Origin of the sequence: Caballeronia sp. AZ10_KS36 (assembly GCF_023631105.1) — a bacterium.
In the GTDB taxonomy this organism is placed as follows: Bacteria; Pseudomonadota; Gammaproteobacteria; order Burkholderiales; family Burkholderiaceae; genus Caballeronia.
In genome coordinates this window covers 120,278-142,894 of record NZ_JALQDQ010000025.1, presented here as the reverse complement: position 1 = coordinate 142,894, position 22,617 = coordinate 120,278, and the positions used below count along the sequence as shown (strand labels likewise).

Here is a 22,617-nt window from a genome sequence, read left to right as displayed (position 1 = left end):
GGCTCAGGCGCCGGCGGCGGCCGCATCGCGCCAGCGGCGCGTATCGCGCAGCGGCGGCGCGCCGAAGAGCCGGCTGTACTCGCGGCTGAACTGCGACGCGCTCTCGTAACCCACGCGATGCGCGGCCGTCGCGGCATCCGCGATATCGAGCAACATCAGCCGCCGCGCTTCCTGCAAGCGCAACTGCTTCTGATATTGCAGGGGGCTCATCGCGGTCACGGCCTTGAAGTGATGATGCAGCGACGACACGCTCATGTGCACGTCCTTCGCGATGTCCTCCACGCGCAACGGCTGATCGAAATGCTGACGCAGCAGCTTGATGGCCTTCGCGATGCGCTGCGTCTGGCTGTCGTTGAGCGCGATCTGGCGCAGCCGCGCGCCGGAGCCGTTCATCAGCAGCCGGTAAAGAATCTCGCGCTTGACGAGCGGCGCGACGATCGGCACGTCTTCCGGCGTGTCGATGAGGCGCAAAAGGCGCAGCACGGCGTCCAGCATGGACGTGCCGAGACGATTGACGAACAGGCCGCGCGAAGCGTCGGTCTGCGTCGCGGGCGGCAGGTTCTGGTCCTGAATCAGCGAGGTGATCTCTTCGACATCGAGGTCGAGCCGCAGGCCGAGATACGGCTCTGAATCGCTCGCGACCGTGACTTGGCCGATCACCGGCAAATCGACCGACGAAACGAGATAGTGCATCGGGTCGTAGACATACACGTCGTCGCCGACGATCACCCGCTTCGAACCCTGCGCGATGAGCGCGAGCGCCGGCGTCTGAATGCCCGGCTTCGGTCCGCCGGGGTTCATCACGCGATGCAGGAACAGGCCCGGCACCGGCGTCTCCGTCGTGCCTTCGCAGCCTACGGTGAAGCGGTCGATCAGCGCGACGAGATCGAGACGCGCCTGATCGAGCGTGGAGTCGGATGAAACGCGGTGCGTTTCGCGGGAATGATCGTGAGCATCTTTGCCGGCGAGGCCGGGCGTGTCGTTCAGCGCCATGGTTTCCGAAAGGGACTCGAGCGTGGAAGAAGTCGACATAGCTTACTCGCGCGAGCGCGATCGTGCGCGCAAGCTGCCCCCGCGTTTGCAGGAACAGGCAAGGATTCGACAGGATCAGGCTATGAACGCCGCGCGTTGCCGGACGATACTGCATTGGCGGCACCGAACGCTCGTCGCTTTTCAGCGAACGCTTCACGCCTATCGTCCACTCGGGAGCAACCATGCGCTACAGGAAATTCGGCAACACCGGCCTCTTCGTCTCCGAACTGTGCCTCGGCACCATGACGTTCGGCGGCGGTGGCGGCGGCATCTGGGACAACATCGGCCAGCTTCAGCAGGCGGATGCGGACAAGCTCGTCGGCCGGTCGCTCGACGCGGGCATCAACTTTATCGACACCGCCGATGTCTACGCCGACGGCCAATCGGAAATCATCACCGGACAGGCGCTCAAGAACCTGAAGGTGCCGCGCGAGAATGTCGTCGTCGCGACGAAGATTCTGGGCGAAGCGGGCACCAAGAGCGTCAATTCGCGCGGCGCGTCGCGGTTTCATATCATCGACGGCGTGAAGGCCAGCTTGAAGCGCCTGCAACTCGATCACGTCGATCTCTATCAGATTCACGGCTTCGATCCGGCCACGCCGATCGAAGAAACCCTGCGCGCGCTCGATACGCTCGTGCAGCACGGCCACGTGCGCTACATCGGCGTGTCGAACTGGGCGGCCTGGCAGATCATGAAGGCGCTCGGCATTTCGGAGCGGCTCGGGCTCGCGCGCTTCGAGTCCTTGCAGGCGTATTACACGATCGCCGGACGCGATCTGGAACGCGAGCTCGTGCCGCTGCTGCAAAGCGAAAACGTCGGCCTCATGGTGTGGAGCCCGCTCGCGGGCGGCCTGCTGTCGGGCAAGTTCACGCGCGAAGGCGGCAAGGAAGAAGGCAGTCGCCGCTCGAAGTTCGACTTCCCGCCGGTGAACGTCGATCGCGCGTACGACTGCATCGACGTGATGCGCCGCATGGCCGAGGCGAAGAGCGTGTCGGTTGCGCAGATCGCGCTTGCGTGGCTCCTGCACCAGAAGGTGGTGACGAGCGTGATCGTCGGCGCGAAGCGTATCGAGCAACTCGACGACAACATCGCGGCGACGAACGTGCGGCTGAGCGAGGACGAACTCGCCGCGCTCAACGAAGTGAGCCAGTTGCCGGCCGAGTACCCCGGCTGGATGCTCACGCGCCAGGGCGAATACCGCCGCAACCAGTTGAAGGAAGCGGCGGGCGAGTAAGTCTCGGGCTCGCGAGGGTAGCCGGCAGGCCGGTCAGATGATCGGCTTGCCGCCCGTCACCGCGATGGTCGCGCCGGAGATGTAGCTGCCCTCGTCCGACGCCAGCATCACATAAGCGGCCGCGAGTTCGGCGGGCTGGCCGGGGCGCTTCATCGGCACCTGCGAGCCGAAGTTCTTCACCTTCTCGGCCGGCATGGTGGACGGAATCAGCGGCGTCCAGATCGGGCCCGGCGCGACGCAGTTCACGCGAATGCCGCGCTCGGCGAGCAACTGCGCGAGTCCGCCCGTGAAGTTCTGGATCGCGCCCTTCGTGCTCGCATACGCGATCAGTCCGGGGTTCGGCGCGTCCGCGTTGACGGACGTCGTGTTCACGATCGCCGCGCGTTCCTTCATATGCGCGAGCGCCGCCTTCGTGATGCGGAACATCGCGCCGATGTTCGTCGAATAGGTCTTGTCCCACTCGTCGTCGCTGATTTCCTCGAGGCTGTCGTAGGTCATCTGATACGCCGCGTTGTTCACGAGCACGTCGAGCCGGCCGAACGCATCCGCCGTCTTCGCGACGATGTCGCGGCAATGCTGGCGATCCGTGATGTCGCCGGGCAGCAAGAGCGCCTTGCGCCCCGCCTGCTCGATCCAGCGCGCGGTTTCCTTCGCGTCGTCGTGTTCGTCCAGATAGGCGATGGCGACGTCCGCCCCTTCGCGCGCAAAGGCGATCGCCACCGCGCGGCCGATGCCGCTGTCGCCGCCCGTGATCAGCGCCGCTTTGCCGGCAAGCCTGCCGCTGCCCTTGTACGTCTCTTCGCCGTGATCGGGCTTCGGATTCATCGCATCGGTCAGGCCCGGCGTGCGTTCCTGTTGCTGGTCGGCGAAAGGCGGCTTCGGATATGCGCTTGCGTCCATGTCGGTGTCCTCGTGTTGATGAGTCGGGATAAACCCTCGGTCAGCAAACACCGGACCCGATTTGACGGGCCTTTGCGGCCGGTATCTCGATAATGGATAGGCGCTATCCGCGGTATCGCGTTGCGGCATATCGACGCGATGCCGACACTGTACGCACAACATCACGACGCAACGGAGACATTCATGCGTACTCAAGTCGGCATCGTCGGCGCGGGCCCGGCGGGGCTTCTGCTCTCTCACCTCCTTCATCTGCGCGGCATCGAATCGGTCGTGCTCGAAGTGCGCAGCCAGCAGGACATCGAATCCACCATTCGCGCGGGCGTGCTCGAACAGGGCACGATGGACCTGCTCAACGAAGCCGGCCTCGGCGCGCGGATGCAGGCCGAAGGCGCGCTGCATCACGGTTTCGAACTGGCGTTCGAAGGACAGCGGCGACGCATCGCGCTGACCGAACTGACCGGCCACTCGATCACGGTCTACGCGCAGCACGAAGTCATCAAGGATCTGGTCGCGGCGCGCCTGGCGGCGAACGGGGCGCTCAAGTTCAACGTGTCGGACGTGTCGCTGCACGACTTCGCGGAGAACAGCGACCGCAAGCCGCGCATCAAGTACCGTCACGAAGGACGCGACGAAGAGCTGGAGTGCGACTTCATCATCGGCTGTGACGGCTCGCAAGGCGTATCGCGCCAGTGCATTCCGGAGGCGGTGCGGCAGGACTATCAGCGCGTGTATCCGTTCGGCTGGTTCGGCATTCTGGTGGAAGCGCCGCCTTCGTCCGACGAACTCATCTACGCGCGGCACGACCGCGGCTTCGCGCTCATCAGCACGCGCTCGCCGGGCGTGCAGCGCATGTACTTTCAGTGCGACCCGAAGGACTCCGTGGATGCGTGGTCCGACGACCGCATCTGGGCCGAACTGCACGCGCGCGTCGATACAGCGGACGGCTGGCAGATCACCGAAGGGCGCATTTTTCAGAAGAACATCGTCGGCATGCGCAGCTTCGTTTCGACGCCGATGCAATCCGGCAAGCTGTTCCTCGCAGGCGACGCCGCGCACATCGTGCCGCCGACCGGCGCGAAGGGCCTGAATCTGGCGGTGTCGGACGTGCGCGTGCTGACGGCGGCGCTCATCGGCTACTACGAAAACAACGACGCGGCCGGGCTTGCGCGCTACACCGAGACCGCGCTCAAGCGCGTGTGGCGCGCCGAGCACTTCTCATGGTGGATGACGCGGATGCTGCACAAGCTCGACGACACATCGCCTTTCGAGCAGCGGCTTCAGGTCGCCGAGCTGGAGCACGTGACGACATCGCGCGCGGCGGCCACGGCGCTCGCGGAGAATTATGTCGGGAGTGTCGCGGTTTGAGTTGGCGATCGCTTCGCTCGGCGCTGCGCTGATGGCAAGGCGCTGGGCGTGGCACTTTGACTAGCGGCTGGACTCACGCGGCAACCTGACGGCCGCTGCCCCAATCACGCTTCGCTCTCCGCCGAGGGCGCCCGGCATCCGTCCGCGCGCCCTCGCCGACTTCACAGCACCGCCACGACCCGCGCATCGCCCTCCACCGACGGCACCACTTGCCCGCCCACGCGCCGGAACGTGATGGTGACGTTCTTCTCGCCGATGCGCAGATCCCCGATCTCCAGCCAGTCGATGCCCTCGGGCAACTGCGGCCGGTCGACGCGAATCTCGTCGTTGACCGCGTCGATCGTTACTCCGAGACACGCCTCCAGAATCATGAACGGGGAGCCGGCTGCCCATGCCTGCGGCAGGCACGCAACGGGATACGCAATGGGCCGCTCGCCGCGCTGCCGCGTGAAGCCGCAGAAAAGCTCCGGCAAGCGCATGTCGAACGTGACAGCCGCCTCGAACAGCGATTGCAGCAAGCCGACCGCCGCCCCGCGCTCGCCGTAGCGCGCAAGGCCGCGCGCGCAGATGGCCGAGTCGTGCGGCCATACCGAGCCGTTGTGATACGACATCGGATTGAAGCGCGGCTGACCGGCCGCCAGCGTGCGCACGCCCCAGCCGGTGTGAAAAAGCGCGGATTCCAGTTGCCGCGCGACCGCCTCGCCGCGCTTGCGCTCTACGAGATCGAATGCAAGCAAATGCCCCGCATTCGACGAGAGCACCCGGCAGAGCTCGTTGCGCCCATCCAGCGCGATGCCGTAGAAGTCCATCTCGGGCATCCAGAACAGCGCCTCGACCCGTTCGCGTATGTGCTCGGCGCGCCGCTCGAACTCGGCAACGCGCTCATGCTCGCCGCGCTCGCGGGCGAGGCGCGCCATCGTGGAGAACGCCGTCGATGCGTAAGCCTGCACCTCCACGAGCGAAATCGGCCCGATGGGAAACTGGCCGTCCGCGTGGAACACGGAGTCATGGCTGTCCTTCCAGCCCTGATTGGCAAGGCCGTATTCGGTCGCCCGCTGGTAGCTCAACAGACCGTGCGGGTTTCGGTCGCAATGGCGCGCGACCCAGCCGGCGGCCAGTTGCAGCGCCGGCCAGATTTCGTCGATGAGCGCGCGGTCTCCCGTGCGCTCCGCATACGCGCCGGCAAGCACGATGAAAAGCGGTGTGCTGTCCACGCCGCCGTAGTACAGCGCGAACGGCACTTCGCCCGTCGCCGCCATTTCGCTCTTGCGGGTCTCGTGCATGATCTTGCCGACTTCGGCGTCTCGGAACGCCGAGTCTTCGCGCGCCTGATGCGCAGCGAGAAAGCGCAGGACGCCGCGCGCCAGCGTCGGTTGCAGCCAGAGCATCTGAAGCGACGTGATGATGGCGTCGCGTCCGAACGGCGTCGAGAACCACGGAATGCCCGCGTACGGGTATGGGCCGGTTTCGAGATCCGTGGTCAGCAAGCCGAGGTCTGCGAGTGAGCGGTCGATCCATTCGCTGAAGAGCGGATTGCTCGATCTGACGCGCGCGCCGGCACGGCGCTTGTCCCGCATGCTGCGGTGCGCATCGACGAGCGCCTCGCGGATGGCCGGGCGACCCGACTCCGGCGCGCATTCCGCGGCTTCCGCGGCGTTGCGCTTGCTCTCCTCGCTGGCGTCGTTCAGCGCGTGCGTGACCGCCGTGACCGACAGATACACCGAAATCGCCGTTTCCGACTGAATGTGGAGCGCGTAGTCGGCGCGAGTCGGCGAGAGAACATCTGGCGCGGGCGTGAACTGGATGCGCGCGGTGCGCTCCACTTCGTCCAACCCGATATAACTCAGCACGACTTCCCCGTTTTCGACGGCGGGCGGGCGCAAGGTGCCGCGCTTCGGCCGAATGGTGCCGCGCACTTCGAACATGTCCAGAAAGTCGGCGGCGAACGAGATGGAAAGCGGCACCGTCGACGGCTCCGTACCGTAATTGGTGAGCACGATGCTTTCGTGCAGCACGTGCCCCGATAGCACACGTTTGCGCTCGACGTGAATCACACCCTCCGGCGTGCGTGCCCCGCCGATGGGCGGCAAAGGACGGTTCGTCAGATGCGCGGTGAACACGGCGTTGTCGCTGGAAACGCTGCCCGACAGCAGCGAAGGCGCGCGGCCGCCGAAGGTCAGCACGAGTTCCGAGAGCACGCGGGTGTCGTTGACGAACAGGCCGTCGTCACGACCGCGTATGTCGCCGTTGGCGTCGTAGACGGCGAAGGTGTTGCCGGATTTGAGGACGAATTGCCGTTCGGTCGGCTGATTGACGTTCTCCGTGGGAATGAATGCCTCGTCCGTCGCCGCCAACTGCTGTTGCTGCTGTTGCTGCTGCTGTTGTTGCTGTTGCGTCGGGTTCTGCGTCTGTTCCTTCGTATCCATTGCACCTTCCTGAAAGTGACGTGAAAGGGGCGCCCGATGGCGCAAAGTGGCGGTTCGCAATAAGCCTCGAGCCGTTAGAGGCGAACGGCCGGCGGTTCACGCGCGGGTTCCGTGCAGCAGGTGAACCGCTGACCGGCTATCATCGACGGTTTTTCGACCCACCGACGCCTGTCCGGTTCTCCCCGCGCGCATGTTTCCGCATATCGACTTACTTTATTCCGCTTCCGGGTTGGCCGTCGGCTTTCTCGTCGGGCTGACCGGCGTGGGCGGCGGCTCACTGATGACGCCGCTGCTCGTGCTCCTGTTCGGTATCCATCCCGCCACCGCCGTGGGAACCGACCTGCTCTACGCCGCCGCCACCAAAACCGCGGGAACGCTCGTCCACGGCCTGAAGGGGTCCGTCGACTGGCGCATCACCGGAAGGCTGGCGGCAGGCAGCATGCCTGCGGCCGCCGTCACCCTGTACTTCCTGAATCAGCACGGCATTACCTCGCCCGGCACGGCGCGGCTGATCCAGTTGATCCTCGGCACGGCGCTCCTGATCACCGCCGTCTCCCTCGTGTTCCGGCCGCAGCTCGCGCGCTTCGCTTACCGCAAGGGCCGCAGCCGCCCGGAACGACCCGCGCGCACGGCGGCGTGGACCGTGCTGACCGGCGCGATTCTCGGCATGCTGGTTTCCTTCACGTCTGTCGGTGCCGGAGCTATCGGCGTGACCGTGCTATTGCTGCTCTACCCGCGCCTCGCCACCGTGCGCATCGTCGGCTCCGACGTCGCGCACGCCGTGCCGCTCACGCTGATTGCCGGCGCGGGCCACTGGATGATGGGCTCGGTCGACTGGTCGTTGCTCGTGTCGCTCCTCGTGGGCTCGATTCCGGGCATCGTGATCGGCAGCAATCTTTCGTCCAAGGCGCCCGAAGCACTGCTGCGCTACCTGCTCGCCGCCACCCTCGTTCTCGTCGGACTAAAGCTCGTGTTCAGTTGATGTTAGTCACGCGGCCCGGCGGTTTCCAGTCGGCCGAATGTCATAGGCAAAATCGCATGTTCCGGTTTTTTTGCTTATGCCGTTCGGCCGGGTTTCCGGCAGCCGGTCGATGCGGCATCATGCGCTGTCAGACCCAACGAGGCGCAGCGTCACGCGGGCGTCGTTGTTTGGCGTCGATCATCCGCGCGCCGGCAGGCGTACGCATGCAACGAGGAGTCACGCGATGAAACCGAACGACGAGCCGAACCACGAACTTCCCGCAGGCCCCGACGCCCCCGCCGATCCCGCGCGGCGGCGCTTGCTGGCTGCGGGCGTCGGCCTTGCCGGATGGTCCCTCGGCGGCTGCAATCTGTTCGATCACAAGCCGGCCACGCCGAAAACGGCGGCAGACCTTACGCTGGACCGCGCGCTCGCGGCGCATGTGCGCCAGATCGTCGTGATCTACGCCGAAAACCGCAGCTTCACGAATCTCTACGGCGACTATCCGGGCGTGCAGTATCCGCTCTCCGCAGTGACGTCCGCGCAGTACACGCAGTTCGACCGCGACGGGGTGACGCCGCTGCCCACGCTGCCCAAGATCTGGGGCGGCCTCGTGCCGCAGGCGCAGGAAGTGGACGGCAAGCGTTACGCCATTGCGGAACATCAAATCAGCGAACTGGCCAACGGCCCGTTCCGCCTCATGGATGCACGCGGCGAACCGCTGCCCAATAGCGTCATCACGCGTGATCTGGTGCATCGCTTCTATCAGAACCAGATGCAGATCAACGCCGGGCGCAACAACCAGTTCGCGGCGTGGGGCGACTCGGGCGGTCTCGTCATGGGACACTACCGGAATTCGCCCGATACGCTGAAGCTCTGGGGCCTGGCGCAGCAGTACACGCTCTGCGACAACTTCTTCATGTCCGCATTCGGCGGTTCGTGGCTGAACCACATCTTCCTGATTTCGGCGCAGGCTCCGTTCTATCCGGACGTCAAAAACGGCCCGGCGGCGAAACTGCTGGCTGTCGTCGAAGGCGACGACCCAGCGGGCACGCGTCTGAAGCTCGCGCCGGATTCGCCGAAGTCCGCGCTGGACGGCCCGCCGAAGTTCGTGCGCGACGGCGCGCTGACCGCCGACGGCTACGCGGTCAATACCATGTTCCCGCCGTATCAGCCGAGCAACGTGAAGCCCGCGCCCGGCGGCGACCCGCGCCTCGCGGATACGTCGAACGCGCTTGTCCTCCCGCCGCAAACCTACGCGACCATCGGCGACCGCTTGTCGGACAAGGGCGTTGACTGGGCGTGGTACAGCGGCGCGTGGCAATACGCGCTCGACCACCGGGACACGGGCGCGGTGCCCGACTTTCAGTACCACCACCAGCCGTTCAACTACTTTCGCAACTACGCGCCCGGCACCGCTGCCCGAGAACGGCATGTGCGCGATGCCGGCATCGGCGACGATCCTTCGACGAACAAGCTGCTCGCCGACATCGACGCCGGCCGCCTGCCGGCTGTCACGTTCTACAAGCCGCAAGGCAATCTGAACATGCACGCCGGGTACGCGGATGTCGCCTCGGGCGACCGCCACATCGCCAATGTGATCGAGCATATCCGGCGCGGCCCGCAGTGGCAGAACACGGTCGTCATCGTAACCGTCGACGAAAACGGAGGCTGGTGGGATCACGTCGCGCCGCCGAAGGGCGACCGCTGGGGGCCGGGCTCGCGCATTCCGGCGCTCGTCATCTCGCCGTTCGGGAAACAGGGCTATGTCGATCACACCGTCTACGACACGAACTCGATCCTGCGTTTCATCTCGCGCGTGCATGACCTTGCGCCGCTCGACGGCGTAGCCGCGCGCGACCGGGCGATGGCGGCCAACGGCGAAGCGCCGCTCGGCGATCTGACCAACGCGCTGGATCTCGCTTAGACCGGACCCTGTTCGACCCACGCACGCGCCGAGATTTCGAGCAGATAGCCGTAATGCAGCGCGCCGACCGGCACGACGGCGCGCGCCGGTTTCCACGCGCCGAAATGGCGCGCGTAGATGTCGTTGAACGCCTTCCAGTGGTCGACGCCGACGAGATAGACCGTCACTTCGATGCAGTCCTTCAGCCCTGCGCCTGCCGCTTCGAGCACCGTTCGCAGGTTACGCAGAGTCTGCTCGGCCTGTTCTTCGAACGGAAGGTCGCCGGTGTGCGTGCCGTCGGGGCGCACCGGCAATTGGCCCGAGACGCAGATCAGATTGCCGGCTCGCGTCGCATGGCTGTAGTGGCCGGCGGGAATCGGCAGGCCGGGGGCGTTGATCGCTTCGATCGGTGGCATCGTGAAGTCCTGTATCGAGTGCAAGCAGCGGCGCCGTCACAGCGACAGCTTGCCCGCGAGAAAGTCGAGGAACGCGCGGGCGCGCGCGGCCATCGACTCGCTTTGGTAGTAGACGGCGCTGATCGGCTGGCGAACGTCGCGCAGCGCATCGTCGAGAATCGGGCGCAGGCGGCCCGCCTTGACGTCGGCGGCAGTCATGAAGTCGGCGAGACATGCAATGCCGCCGCCGTCGATTGCCAACTGCCGGATTGTCTCGCCGCTCGACGCTGAGATTGCGGGCTCAATGGTGACGAACTCCGCCTCGCGCCCTGCGCGCGTAGTGCGCAGCGGCCAGTCGTTGAGACTCTCTGGCGCCGTAAAGCCGATCAGCCGGGCGCGCATGAGTTCGTCGACGTCGCGCGGCTCGCCGTGCTCGGCAAGATAAGCCGGACTGGCGAGCACGCGCAAGCGGCTACTGCCGAGCGCGCGTGCGTGCAGCGTGGAATCCTGCAGCGCGCCAATCCGGATCGCGATATCGACACGCTGTTCCAGCAAATCGACGATGCGCTCGTTACTCGTCAGTTCCAGCGAGATATCCGGATAGAGCGCGGCGAACGCTCTGACGTGCGGCACGACGCAATGAAGCATGAACGGCGACGCCGCATCCACGCGCAGCCGGCCCGCCGGACGCTCGCGGCGTCGGGAAAGCGCCTCCTCGGCGTCGTCCATCGCGGCGAGTATCGCGCGGGCGCGGGTCAGGAACAGCTCGCCTTCGTCGGTGAGTTGCAGCCGGCGGGTCGTGCGGCGCACGAGCGTCGCATCGAGTTTCTTCTCCAGCCGTGTCAGCGTCCGGCTCACGCCGGAGACCGTCTGTTGCAGGCGTTCGGCCGCCGCCGTCATGGATCCGCTGTCGACGACGGTCACGAACACGAGCAATTCGTCGGTATTGGTCTTCATGGCGGCGCGTCGATTATTGAATCCCAGTCAAGTTTCCTTTGAGACTAACACGCTTTTTGCGAAAGTCGAAACGGACGATACTGGGCGCACTGAATCAATCAATGGAGCAACCAATGAATATCTTTGTGACTGGCGCGGGCGGTTTCATCGGCGGATCGATTGCGGCGGGGCTCGTTCGTGACGGGCATCACGTGCGCGGACTCATCCGCCGCGAAGAACAGCGCGATGCGCTGAAGCGCGCGGGCATCGAGCCGGTCGTCGGCAGTCTGGACGACAGCGCCCTGCTCGCCGATGAAGCGCGAACCGCCGATGCCGTCATCAACGCGGCGAGCAGCGATCATCGCGGCGCGGTAGACGCATTGGTGCGTGCGCTCGAAGGTTCGGACAAGCCGCTGCTGCACACGAGCGGATCGAGCATCGTCGGGGATGGGTCGGGCGGCGAGGCGTCGGAGGACGTCTACACCGAGGCGCAGCTGCCCGAGCCGACCGCCGACAAGGCGCCGCGCGTCGCCATCGACCGTCTCGTGCTCGATGCAGCCAAGCGCGGCGTGCGCTCGGCGGTGCTCTGCAACACGCTGATCTACGGACACGGCGCGATTCCGGACACGGCGAGCGTCCAGTTGCCGCGTCTGGAGCGGCAAGCGAAGAAGACCGGCGTCGTCAGGCACGTCGGCCGCGGCCTGAATATCTGGTCGAACGTCCATATCGACGACGTCGTCGATGCGTACCGGCAAGCACTCGCGAAGACGCCGGCGGGCACGTTCTACTTCATCGAAAGCGGCGAGGTGCAGTTCCGCGACATGACGACCGCGATGGCGAAGGCGCTCGGCCTGCGCGGCCCGGAAGACTGGCCGCTGGAACAGGCGATCGAGGAATGGGGTTACGAGATGGCGTCGTACGGGCTCGGGTCGAACAGCCGCGTACGAGGCGAGCGCGCCCGCACGCTCCTCGGCTGGCAACCGAAGCGCACATCGGTGATCGAGTGGATCGAGAAAGAAATGGTGCGCTGATCTGCACCACGCGGCGAAATTGGCTTGACCAATTTTCGCCGCGCAGCGTCTTGCGCTTACTTCAATGCGTCCGCGTACTGCGCAATCTCGGCTTCCGTCATGCCGGATTTTTGCGCCGATTCGCGAATCTGCTTCCACGTCGTCGGGTCGATCGGCACGCCGTTCGCGCCGCGTTCCGCGCGACGCGCTTCTTCCGGCTCGCCCGGCGCGTAGATCGCATCGACGCCCTCCGCGTGCGGCGACGCCTTCATCCATTCGAGGAAGGCTTCCGCTTCGGCCTGCGCGGCGGGCGCGTCGAAGGCGTTCGGATCGAGAATGACCGAGGTCATGCAGTTGAAGATGGCGCTCGACTTCTCGAGCGTGCTTTCGTGCGTCGTGTAGCCGCCTGACAGCGCGCCGCCAAAAATCTCGCAGAGCGCCGCCAGTCCCGAACCCTTGTGCAGGCCGAACGCCGTCAGCGTGCCGAACGGCTCCTCGTGCATGACTTTCGGCTCCACGGTCGGACGGCCTTCGTGGTCGAGCAGCATGCCCGGCGCGACCTTCACGCCTTTGTTATACGCGACGCGCGTCTTGCCGTATGCGATGCCCGCCGTCGCGAAATCCAGCACGAGCGGGTTCTTGCCGTCGCGCGGATACCCGGCGCAGAACGGGTTCGTGCCGAAGCGCCGGTCGATGCCGCCGAACGGCGCGACAAGCGGATCGCCCGCTACGTTCACGAAGTGGAACGACACGAAGCCCGCTTTCGCGCATTGCTCGGCCCAGTGGCCGATGCGCCCGATGTGGTGCGCGTTGCGCAGCCCCACCGCGCACACGCCGAACTTCTTCGCGCGCTCGATGCCGTGTTCCATCGCCTCGTACGCGACCACCTGACCGAAGCCCTTGCGGCCATCGACGGTCAGCACCGCGCCGGCGTCGCGGACGATCTCGGCGTGCGTGTTCAGCTGCAATTGGCCGTCGGCGAGCGACGACGTGTAGCGCGGAATCATGCCGACGCCGTGCGAATCGTGGCCCGACAGATTAGCCATCACCAGGTGATCGGCCACGAGTTCCGCCTCGCGCGCCGCACTGCCGGCGTGTTCCCAGATGGCGCGGACGTAGGCATGCAAGGTGTCGGCGGCGATGCGCTGCTCTTTTACTGCGGTTTGGCTCGTTTCGTTCATTGCGACTCTCGTCTCCAAAGTCGATTGCTGACGCGTCGTCTCTACGTGCGACGCGGGGCCTTCTACTTTACAGACGATCAACTGGCCTGACCAGTTTCATTTTCAGCCAAACCAAAGAAAACGCCCGCAAGCGCGGGCGTCTGTCGGACAACCGTAGAAAAAAGTCAGGGCGCAGCCGCGATCACTTCAGCCACTGCTGCCGTCAGCTTGCGGGCATATGGCACGTGCAGGAATTCGTTAGGCCCGTGCGCATTCGATTTCGGCCCGAGCACGCCGCACACCATGAACTGCGAGCGCGGGAAGCCTTCCTTCAGCGTATTCATCAGCGGAATAGTGCCGCCCTGCCCGATGTACGCGACGTCCGCGCCGAAGTGCCGGCGCGACGCGTCGTTCAGCGACGAGGCGAGCCACGGCGCGAGGTCCGGCGCGCTCCAGCCCGTGGCCGCGCCTGCTTCCGGCTTGAACGTGACTTTCGCGTTGTACGGCGGATCGAATTCAAGCAACGACTTCAACTGCGCGACCGCCTCCGTCGCCTCGACGAGCGGCGGCAGGCGCAGCGACAGCTTGAACGCGGTGCGCGGCGCGAGCACGTTGCCGGCGTCCGCGAGCGGCGGCAGGCCGGCTGCGCCGGTCACGGTCAGCGACGGCCGCCACGTCGAATTCAGCAACGCTTCCTTCGGATCGGTGGTGATCGGAAGCACGCTGCCTCCGTCCTGACCGCAGCTCCACGGCAGCTTCTTCCAGACATCGTCGCCGAGAATCTGCGCCGTGGCTTCCGCTTCGCGCAGGCGTTGCGCCGGAATCCCGCAGTGGAAGTCTTTCGGCAGCAGATTGCCGGTGGCGGCGTCCTCCAAGCGCTCGAACAGTTGCCGCATGATGCGAAACGTCGACGGCGCAATGCCGCCGTAGCCGCCCGAATGCAGGCCTTCTTCGAGCACCTGCACTTCGAGGTCGCCCGCGACGAGCCCGCGCAGCGACGTGGTCAGCCAGAGCTGATCGTAATTGCCCGCGCCCGAATCGAGACAGATCACGAGTCCGACGTCGCCGAGCCTGTCGCGCAGCGCGTCGATGTACGGCAGCAAGTCGTAGCTGCCCGACTCCTCGCACGTCTCGATGATGCCGACGCAGCGCGGCCGCTCGACGCCCTGCGCGTCCAGCGCCGCCAGCGCGGTGATGCTGGCGTAGGTCGCGTAGCCGTCGTCCGCGCCGCCGCGCCCGTAGAGCTTGCCGTCTTCGAGCTTCGGGGTCCACGGACCCAGGTCGCTGCGCCAGCCTTCGAACTCCGGCTGCTTGTCCAGATGGCCGTACAGCACGACCGTTTCGGTGCTGCCCGAGCGCGTGGCGGGGGCTTCGAAGAAAATCACCGGCGTGCGCCCGGTCAGCCGCACGATCTCGACTTTCAGGCCTTTCACCGGCTGCGCCTTCACCCAGTCGACGGCGTCCGTGACCACGCGCTCGATAAAGCCGTGGCGAGCCCAGTCGACGTCGAACATCGGGCTCTTGGCGGGAACAGCGATGTAATCCGTGAGCGCCGGAACGATCTCGTCGTTCCATTTGCGGTCGACGAATGCTTGCAGCGCGGACGCGTCGAGCCGGACTGCTTCTTCTTGCGGTGTGCTGTCGCCAGTAGTCATGACGGAGATTCCATGCGGGCAAACCTCCATCATAGACGGGAAACTTCTGGCTCGCGAAGCCTCGCGCGATGTCAACGCGTGCCGGTGACGACGACTCGCGTGAGCGCCGGATCGGCTTCGATGGCTTCGTCGGTGAACGGGAACCGCTGCCAGTGCTTCGCCGCGAACAAACGTGTGGCGTCGCCCGAGCGAGGCGAAGCGGGATCGTCCGATTCCGACGGCGCGAGCATGGTGTCCGCCTCGACGCCTGACGCGCCGTCGGCGGTGAACGTGACGACCTGCATGTAGCTGTCGCCGTGGCCGTTCGCGTCCATCGAATACCCCTTCGGGTCCAACGGACGCCCCGCGCAGACGACCGTGAAGTAGCCGGCGTCGTCGCAGCCGCCGTAGAGCGGCACGTTCGCGCCGTTGCGCGTCGTGTGCAGCAGGTCGCCGCGCCGCGAATCCAGCGCGAAACCGTTGAGCCCCAGCGAGAGCGCCGCGCCGCCGAGCGCCTGCCGCAACTCTTGCACGACCTCCGGGTTGTCCGTCTTCAGGCCGCTCGGCGTCGCGAGCGGGCGCGCCGCGTCGAAGCGCGTCGCGGCCAGCGTCTCGGGCGCGAGCTTCGTGACGCGCCGCCAGAACTCGTCCCACAGATTCGCGCCGCGGGCGTCGATATCGGCCGTGCCGTTCCAGTTGCGCAGCACGTCGCAGGCGTCGTTAAGCGCGCTCGTCGCGTCGCCGGGCGTGCAGACGGCGTCGAGCACCGGCTGACGGTACAACTGCTCGGACAGCGAGTGCGTCTCCAGCACGGCCTGCTCGACAGCGCCCCGCGTCACGCCGCCGGGCTCGCGCTGCAGCCGCGCCGCGAGCAGATGCCCGTAGCGGGTGCGCATGGACTGCTCGTAGCGCGTTGCGCCGAGCACGCGCGCATAGCCCGTGAGCGGGACGTTCGCATTCGTGAGCCAGTAACTGTCGTTGAAATTGCCGACGTAGTCGCCGCGAAGCATGCTGGGTAATTGCGCAACCGGCAGCGTGCCCGGCTGCGCGCCCGGCGTCGTGTTCGAGGGATCCGTACGCCATGTGCACGCAGTTTTGGAGCCGTCGAGGACCGGCACGCCGGGCATCCGGCTCGCCATGGCGCGGCCTGTCGGCGTCGTGCAGGCGTCGGCGAGCGCATCGGGCACGCCGGGAATCGGGCCGATATCCGCGAACCACGCGCGCGGGTCGCCCCGGCCGATGGCGAACGTGTTGGCCCACGGAATCGCCTTGTACCGCTTCTGTACCGCGATGAAATCGTCGAGCGAACGAGCCTGGTCCCACGCGAAGAAGTTCTCGAAGCTGCGCACGTTGTCCGCGTTGACGTCGGCGAACGCGTAGGCGCGCTGCGCGTTCCAGCCGAGGCCCGCGTTCATGGGCGACAGATCGACGACCGGACCGAAGCGCGTGCGATACAGCGTGCGCGAGACCGATTCGAGCGAGCCGTCCGCGCGGCGCACGCGCACCGTGAGCGGCACGGGCGTCATCGGCTGGCTCGCGCCGTCGAAAAGATAATGCGTCGGGTCGGCGGGATCGAGCGTCATTTCGAAGAGGCCGAAGCGGCGGCCCGTCGAAACGGTATGCGTCCACGCGATGTTTTCGTTGAAGCCGAGCACGACGAGCGGCATACCGAGAAACGATACGCCCGCCACGTTCAGGCGGCCGGGAATGGTCAGTTGCGCCTGATAGAAGCGGTCCGGGCCTTGCCAGGACCAGTGCGGATTGCCGAACAGGATGCTGCGCTTGTCCCGCGTGATCGGGGCGCCGAACGCGAGCGCGTTGCTGCCGAGGCCAAGCATGTCGCCGACGGCGTCGCGATGGTCTCTGATGTCCAGCGACGCGGCCGGCGGCGGCGCGCCTGGCTTTGGCGGATGCGCCGCCGCGATGGCCTGCACGAAACGCGCCGATCCGCCCGCCAGATTCGCCGCGATCACGCGACGGTAGATGTCGTCCGGCCCGATGTCCTCAACCCACGGCTGGCTGCGGCAAGCGGCGTGCGCGCCGGGAAACTGGCCGGCTTTCAGATCGGCCAGATAATGGTTGTAGCCGGATGCGAAGCCGTCAACCAGATCGCGCAACTCGGGCGGCTGCGCGGCGCGGTAACGGTCGACGGCGGCTTGATCGTCGACCAGGCGGAAGAAGAAATCGGCGTCCAGATTGCGCGCCTGGCCGAACGTCGATCCGCTCGGCAGGCGGGCGTCCGCGCCGAAATACGCGGACCGCTCGCCGCGATAGGTCACGAAGCCATCGGCGAGCGTGCAGAGCGTGTCTTGCGCCTGCGCGTAGCCGTAGCCGAAACCGAGGCTGCCCCAGTCGGCGGCGCGCACGTGCGCGATGCCGGACTGCGTGCGGCGGATTTCGGCGCTGTACGGCGTGTCCTTGCCCGGCGCGGCGCGCGCCCGGTCGGACGCGTCCTGCGACGAGGCGCAGCCGGCGAGCATCGCGCTCAATAGCGCGCCGAAGATCGCAAGCCTGATGGTCTGATTCATCGAGGGAGTCCTTCGGTCCAGTCGAGTGGGTCGGATGCCGCAACTGCGTTCGCGACGTTCGCGGCAGTATCGCATTGAGCGAATGATGAACCCGCCAAAAGTTAGCCGTTCAGTCGGCGGTGTTTGCGGACGCATGGCTTGCGCTTGCCTCGGACGAACCGGCGGTCCAAGCTGAACTGTCGGCCTGCCAAAACGTGGCGGCCTGCGAACCGCCATCCAAGCTCAATGCACAATCAAGATCCCGACGCTCCCGCAGACGACCCGCGCCCCACACCGCCCGAGCGCCCCGCCCCGGGCGATTGCTGCCAGAGCGGCTGCAATCCCTGCGTGTTCGACATCTATCAGGCGGCGCTCGAACGCTATCAGGCGCAACTGCGCGAGTGGGAAGCGCGGCACGCGCGGCCGTAGCCGGCGGTTTATGCGCAGCGCCACGGCGGGCGCTATGCTTGTCGCCCATCACTACCCGGACCGCAACGGTCCGCATCACGTCAAGGAGCGCAAGACCATGTCCCTCTCGATGTATCGCGCGTCGATTCCGGTGTTCGTCCGCGGGCTGGAAGTCTGTTCGTCGCTATTGGAGAAAGGCGCTGCCTTCGCCGATGAAAAAGGCCTCGCCCACACCGATGTCATCGCCGCGCGGCTCGCGCCCGACATGCTGCCGCTCGCCGCGCAAATCCAGCGCGCGAGCGATACCGCGAAGCTCTCGGCGCAGCGTCTTTCCGGCGTCGATGCGCCGAAGTTCGAGGACAACGAGGACAGCTTCGCGGCGTTGCAGGAACGCATCGCGAAGACGATCGCTTACTTGAAGAGCATTCAGGAAGCGACGATGGAAGGCAGCGAAACGCGCACCGTCACGCTGAAGTTTCCGGAGTTTTCGCCGTCGTTTTCGGGCGTCGATTATCTATTCGGCTTCGGATTGCCGAACTTCTATTTTCATGTCGCGACGACTCACGACATCTTGCGCCACCTGGGCGCGCCGATCGGCAAGCGGGATTATCTGGGGCCGCTGAAGTGAGGTCGGCGTAGAGGCGAATCGCGCCCGATACCGACGCACACGCCGACGCGATAGACGCCGGCGCAGTTGTCGAGTTGAGAGTTGAGCGATCAGCGAAACGGCCGGCTCAAAGGAGCCGGCCCTAGCCGCAGCTTTACGCCGCTTGCTTCGCCGCGATCTGCTTGCGCCAGCCGGCCAGAATGCGCCGCGCGAGCGCGTCGTAGTCGCCGCCGAAGTGATGATCGCCCGGCAGCTTCACCACGTCGATGCCCGTCTTCGTCAGCGCCGGGCACAGCGTATCGTCTTCTTTTTCGCCGTAAATGCACTGGACCATCGCGGGCGGCAGTTGCGCGAGTTCCGGCTTCACCTTGAGCGCCTTGTCGCTCGCCTTCATGCCGAGCCAGCCGGTCACGCGAATCTGGAAATCGGCCTCGGGCGCGAAGCCCATCAACGAGATATACGAGACCTGACGCCGCACGTCGTCGGGCAGACGGTTGTACGCGAACGGCATCACGTCCGCGCCGAACGAGTAGCCGACGAGCGCCACGTGGCTCGTATGCCAGCGCGCGCTGTAGGTGCGCACCACGCGAGCGATATCCGCTGCCGTGCGCTGCGGCGACTTCTCGCTCCAGAAATAGCGCAGCGAATCGATGCCAATCACCGACACGCCGTCGCGCTGAAGCGCGAGCGCCATCGTCTTGTCGAGGTCGCGCCAGCCGCCGTCGCCGGAAATGACGATCGCGAGCAGGTCTGTCGGCTGCGACGCGCGCAGTTCGATGAGCGGCAGATCGGACACGTCGTTCGCAGCGGGCGCTTCGGGTTTGATGAGATGCGGCGCGGTCATTGCGACGAGGGCGTCGGCCTTCGTGCGGCCGGGCTGCCACGCGGCGCGTTCCATGAAGCCCGGCAATCCCTTCATGTGGACGATGGTCGGGTCGGGCGGACACGGCTTGAAGCGCGCGTCGAGCGTGGCCTCCGGCGCGAGCGACACCGCGCCCGCCACCGTGTTGTCCGGCGCCTGGCCGAGCGCGTGTTCCGCGACGGTCGCGCCCTGGCCCGCACCGGCGAAAATCGGCGAGAAATAGCGGCTCGTCTCCACCGTGCGCTGGAGCTGGTGGCTCATGTCCTCCGCATCGCCGACGAGGTTGTGGCACGTCTCCTTCTTCTCGGCGGCAAGGCGCGCGGCGTAGCGCGGCGTATCGACGCCGACGACCATCGCGCCCTTGGCCGCGAGCGCATCAGCGGCTTGCTGGTCCGACTCGCTCCAGCCGCTTTTCTCCGACAACAGCACGACGAAGCCCGTCATCGCGCCAGTCGGTTTCGTCACCGTGACCTGTCCGTAGCGGCCGCCCGAAACGGTGTTCGCGTGCGCCGCGCCGATCAGCGAGACGCCGCAGACGGCGGCCGCCGCGAGCGCCGTCAGTTTCTTGCCAAACTTGTTCATGAACGCCAGCCTCCCGCCAGCAACGAGAGGTCCGCCAAAGTGAAAAACACGCTGACCGAACCGGACGCCGCGAGATAACGCGGCTCCCAGTGCGGCTGAAACTTGCTCTTGAATCCGCGCAGGCCGCGGAAGTTGTAGAAGCGTCCGCCGAAGCGCCATACGAGCCCCGCCAGCCGATGCCAGTGCGATGCAAGCGGCGTCGGCTCCATGCCGGACAACGGCGCGATGCCGAGCGACAGCGATTTGAACCCCGCCTCTTTCAGGTGCAGCGCGAGCTTGGTGAAGAGGTACTCCATCGCATACGACGAGGCTTCCGCCACATGACGCATCACGCCGACGGTCGCTTCGGTGTTGAGGTCCGTCGTCATGAACGTGACGAACGCCACCGGCACGCCCTGCTGACGCACGAGCAGCACAGACTGCGCGGCGAGATATTCCTCGTTGAACGCCGCCACCGAGAAGCTCTTCTCACGCGCCGAGCGGCTTTCGAGCCAGTCGTCGGAAATCTCGCGCAGCATCGGCATGCTTTCCGCGATGCGGTCGGGGCCGATCAGTTCCGTGTCGAAGCCGTCGCGTTCGCCGCGCTTCAACGCATAGCGCAAATGCGCGCGGTGCGATCCTTTCAGATCGAACTCGGACAGCGCGACGTGCGCTTCCTCGCCGAGCTTCATCAGCGTGAGACCGGCGTCGAGATAGAGCGGCAGCGCGTCCGCGCGCACCTGATAAAACGCGGCGCGGCCGTTGTGCGAATGCGCGAGTTCCACGAAACGGCGGATCAGCCCCGCCCACTCGCTGCGCGGGCCGACCGGATCGTGCAGCGCGGCCCACGTGCGGCCATGCTTCGCGTACATCAGAAACGCCTCGCGCGACTCGGAGAACAGAAAGCTCTTGTCGCCCATCATCGCGAGGCCGGCGTCGCTGCGCTCCTGCGCGCGGAAAATGCGCGCTGCATCGGCGAGATCCTGCGGCGCGGGCATCTCGAAGCGGCCCGCCGCCGGGCGCAGCAACTGCCAGACGGCGAACGCGCACGCGAACACGCCCGCCGCGAGCGTCGCGCGCAGCGCACGCGGCGCGCGCTCGTCGAACGCGAATTGCCACCAGAGGTCCGTGTTGTACGGCACGTCGCGGAAGGCGAAGAACATGATCCACACCGCGACCGCCATCACCATGCCGACCGAAACGAGCCACGTCGCCGTGAATCGCTCGGCGAACAGCGACGCCCGGCGATTGAAGCGCTCGCGCGTCAAGACGAGCAGCGCGATGAGGAACGCGAGAACGCCCGCTTCGATGAATGCCAGGCCCTTCGCCAGCGACAGCGCGAAGTTCGCGACCGCGAGAATCAGCGCGACCCACCACGCGGCGTCGAGCCGGCGCATGAGGCCGCGCGCGACGAAAAGCAGCATGACGCCCATCACGCTGCCGAGCAGTTGCGAGCTTTCCAGCACCCACAGCGGAATGACGGTCTGCAAGAGCGCGATGCGCATCTTGAACGCAGGCGTCGCGCCGGAGATGACGAGCATCGACCCGGCCGCGAACGCGACGATCGCGAGGAACAACGGCGCGAGCGACGACACGCGGCGCGGATGCAGGAACGAGAAGCGGCCTTTCAGCGCGCGGCCTTCGAACGCGGCCATCACGGCGGCAGAGAGAATGAGCGGCAGGCCGAAATAAATCGCGCGATAAGCGAGGAGCGCGGCGAGCACGTCCGGCGTCGCGACATTGCCGCCGAGCGCGAAGACCATCGCCGCCTCGAACACGCCGACGCCGCCCGGCGTATGGCCGATCATGCCGAGCAGCATGGCCGTCGAGAACACCGTCATGAATTCGCCGAAGCCGACGTGCGCGCCCGGCAGCATCGCCCAGAGCGCGAGTCCTGCGCCGAGCACGTCGACGACGGCGAGCGCCGTTTGCGCGATGAAGTCGCGGCGCGTCGGCACCGTGAACGCGAGCCACGTCCAGCGCGAACGCAGCGTGCGCTGCTCGCTGCCGCAGAAGAAGAGCATCGCGACGAACACCGCGAGCAGCGCCGCACCGAGCACGCGCAGTATCGCGGGCGAAAGATGCAGCATGTTCGCCACCGTGCCCGCCGAGCACAGCATGCCGAGCGCAGCCATGAACGCGAGCGAAAGCGCGAGCGTGACGCCCGTGAAGATCGACAGCCGGCCGACCTGCGCGGGCGTCACTTCCGCCGCGCCGTAGACGCGGCAGCGCACCGCCCCGCCCGTCAGCGCGCCGAAGCCCGTGACGTTGCCGAGCGCCGAGCCGACCGTCGCGCCGACCCACAGCAGCGAACGCGGCACGGCAACGCCGATGTGCCGCAATCCGACGGCATCGCGGCCGACGAGCGCAGCGAAGCTGAGGGCAGTGGCGAACAGCGCCGCGCCCCACGCTTGCAGCGAGAGCAGCCGCAGCGAGCGCACGACGGACTTGTAATCGACCGTATGCGATAAATGCTGGAACACGACGAGGAGCAGCGCGCACACGAGAACCGTGAGCGCGGGCGCGGCGAACCGTTGGAGATCGAGACGCGCGACACAAGTGCGTCCGAGCGTGCGAATGGCGCGAAGCGAGGTGAACGACTTTCTGCGAGACATGCGTTTTCTGGACTTGCTCGCGCCGCGATCCGGCGGTGACACTGCCGGACAGAGGCGCAAATCGTTGTTATCGGGGGCGGCGCATGATGCACAGTGG

General features: G+C 66.3%; 17 protein-coding genes. 7 read left to right on the top strand and 10 right to left on the bottom strand.

Features of this window, described 5'->3' with window-relative positions; all coding sequences use genetic code 11:
- Positions 1 to 3: 3 nt before the first annotated feature.
- Positions 4 to 993, bottom strand: a complete 990-nt coding sequence (locus NCR35_RS16055) for an AraC family transcriptional regulator (RefSeq protein WP_244850270.1) — start codon at positions 991 to 993, stop codon at positions 4 to 6.
- A 221-nt stretch (positions 994 to 1,214) separates the two neighbouring features.
- Here NCR35_RS16055 and NCR35_RS16050 point away from each other — a divergent pair, with 221 nt between their 5' ends.
- Positions 1,215 to 2,267 carry an aldo/keto reductase gene (locus tag NCR35_RS16050; RefSeq protein ID WP_250535127.1) on the top strand — a complete coding sequence of 351 codons (1,053 nt, stop codon included), beginning with the start codon at positions 1,215 to 1,217 and terminating at the stop codon, positions 2,265 to 2,267.
- Between the two features lie 33 nt (positions 2,268 to 2,300).
- Here the strand turns inward: NCR35_RS16050 and NCR35_RS16045 are convergent, their stop codons facing one another.
- The gene (locus NCR35_RS16045) at positions 2,301 to 3,167 is read right to left on the bottom strand and encodes an SDR family oxidoreductase (protein WP_250535126.1); all 867 of its coding nucleotides are present in this window, start codon (positions 3,165 to 3,167) and stop codon (positions 2,301 to 2,303) included.
- Between the two features lie 183 nt (positions 3,168 to 3,350).
- Here NCR35_RS16045 and NCR35_RS16040 point away from each other — a divergent pair, with 183 nt between their 5' ends.
- Positions 3,351 to 4,532: a 4-hydroxybenzoate 3-monooxygenase gene (locus NCR35_RS16040; RefSeq protein WP_244849285.1), complete on the top strand. Its 1,182-nt coding sequence runs from the start codon at positions 3,351 to 3,353 to the stop codon at positions 4,530 to 4,532.
- A 161-nt stretch (positions 4,533 to 4,693) separates the two neighbouring features.
- Here the strand turns inward: NCR35_RS16040 and NCR35_RS16035 are convergent, their stop codons facing one another.
- Positions 4,694 to 6,958, bottom strand: a complete 2,265-nt coding sequence (locus tag NCR35_RS16035; protein ID WP_250535125.1) for an amylo-alpha-1,6-glucosidase — start codon at positions 6,956 to 6,958, stop codon at positions 4,694 to 4,696.
- Between the two features lie 190 nt (positions 6,959 to 7,148).
- Here NCR35_RS16035 and NCR35_RS16030 point away from each other — a divergent pair, with 190 nt between their 5' ends.
- Positions 7,149 to 7,940 carry a sulfite exporter TauE/SafE family protein gene (locus tag NCR35_RS16030; protein WP_250535124.1) on the top strand — a complete coding sequence of 264 codons (792 nt, stop codon included), beginning with the start codon at positions 7,149 to 7,151 and terminating at the stop codon, positions 7,938 to 7,940.
- Between the two features lie 223 nt (positions 7,941 to 8,163).
- Positions 8,164 to 9,846: an acid phosphatase gene (locus NCR35_RS16025; RefSeq protein ID WP_250535123.1), complete on the top strand. Its 1,683-nt coding sequence runs from the start codon at positions 8,164 to 8,166 to the stop codon at positions 9,844 to 9,846.
- On the opposite strand, the gene NCR35_RS16020 is transcribed toward NCR35_RS16025, so the two are convergent.
- Together NCR35_RS16020 and NCR35_RS16015 are read right to left on the bottom strand one after the other, a co-directional pair.
- On the bottom strand, positions 9,843 to 10,241 hold the full coding sequence (locus NCR35_RS16020) for a RidA family protein (protein WP_250535122.1): 399 nt from the start codon (positions 10,239 to 10,241) through the stop codon (positions 9,843 to 9,845). The two genes, NCR35_RS16025 and NCR35_RS16020, sit on opposite strands and share 4 nt — an antisense overlap.
- A 36-nt stretch (positions 10,242 to 10,277) precedes the next feature.
- Entirely contained in the window at positions 10,278 to 11,177 is a 900-nt protein-coding gene (locus NCR35_RS16015; RefSeq protein ID WP_250535121.1) for a LysR family transcriptional regulator, read from the bottom strand.
- Positions 11,178 to 11,290: 113 nt separating this feature from the next.
- On the opposite strand from NCR35_RS16015, the gene NCR35_RS16010 reads away from it, so the two are divergent.
- Complete coding sequence (locus tag NCR35_RS16010; RefSeq protein ID WP_250535120.1) at positions 11,291 to 12,187, top strand: NAD-dependent epimerase/dehydratase family protein; 897 nt, start codon at positions 11,291 to 11,293, stop codon at positions 12,185 to 12,187.
- A gap of 56 nt (positions 12,188 to 12,243) precedes the next feature.
- On the opposite strand, the gene NCR35_RS16005 is transcribed toward NCR35_RS16010, so the two are convergent.
- From NCR35_RS16005 to NCR35_RS15995, 3 genes are all read right to left on the bottom strand, one after another.
- Positions 12,244 to 13,347 carry a malate/lactate/ureidoglycolate dehydrogenase gene (locus NCR35_RS16005; RefSeq protein ID WP_250535119.1) on the bottom strand — a complete coding sequence of 368 codons (1,104 nt, stop codon included), beginning with the start codon at positions 13,345 to 13,347 and terminating at the stop codon, positions 12,244 to 12,246.
- A gap of 164 nt (positions 13,348 to 13,511) precedes the next feature.
- Positions 13,512 to 14,981 carry a M20 family metallopeptidase gene (locus NCR35_RS16000; RefSeq protein WP_250535118.1) on the bottom strand — a complete coding sequence of 490 codons (1,470 nt, stop codon included), beginning with the start codon at positions 14,979 to 14,981 and terminating at the stop codon, positions 13,512 to 13,514.
- Between the two features lie 71 nt (positions 14,982 to 15,052).
- Positions 15,053 to 17,488 carry a penicillin acylase family protein gene (locus NCR35_RS15995; RefSeq protein WP_250535117.1) on the bottom strand — a complete coding sequence of 812 codons (2,436 nt, stop codon included), beginning with the start codon at positions 17,486 to 17,488 and terminating at the stop codon, positions 15,053 to 15,055.
- Between the two features lie 225 nt (positions 17,489 to 17,713).
- Here NCR35_RS15995 and NCR35_RS15990 point away from each other — a divergent pair, with 225 nt between their 5' ends.
- A complete protein-coding gene (locus tag NCR35_RS15990) occupies positions 17,714 to 17,896 on the top strand; it encodes an oxidoreductase-like domain-containing protein (protein ID WP_250535116.1) in 183 nt (60 codons plus the stop codon).
- Positions 17,897 to 17,993: 97 nt separating this feature from the next.
- Positions 17,994 to 18,503: a DUF1993 domain-containing protein gene (locus tag NCR35_RS15985; RefSeq protein ID WP_250535448.1), complete on the top strand. Its 510-nt coding sequence runs from the start codon at positions 17,994 to 17,996 to the stop codon at positions 18,501 to 18,503.
- Positions 18,504 to 18,636: 133 nt separating this feature from the next.
- Here NCR35_RS15985 and NCR35_RS15980 read toward each other — a convergent pair whose 3' ends face one another.
- Both NCR35_RS15980 and mprF read right to left on the bottom strand, forming a co-directional pair.
- Positions 18,637 to 19,926, bottom strand: coding sequence for a virulence factor family protein (locus tag NCR35_RS15980; protein WP_250535115.1), 1,290 nt, complete (start codon positions 19,924 to 19,926; stop codon positions 18,637 to 18,639).
- On the bottom strand, positions 19,923 to 22,520 hold the full coding sequence (gene mprF, locus NCR35_RS15975) for a bifunctional lysylphosphatidylglycerol flippase/synthetase MprF (RefSeq protein ID WP_250535114.1): 2,598 nt from the start codon (positions 22,518 to 22,520) through the stop codon (positions 19,923 to 19,925). Before mprF ends, NCR35_RS15980 begins: the two co-directional genes overlap by 4 nt.
- Positions 22,521 to 22,617: the final 97 nt, after the last annotated feature.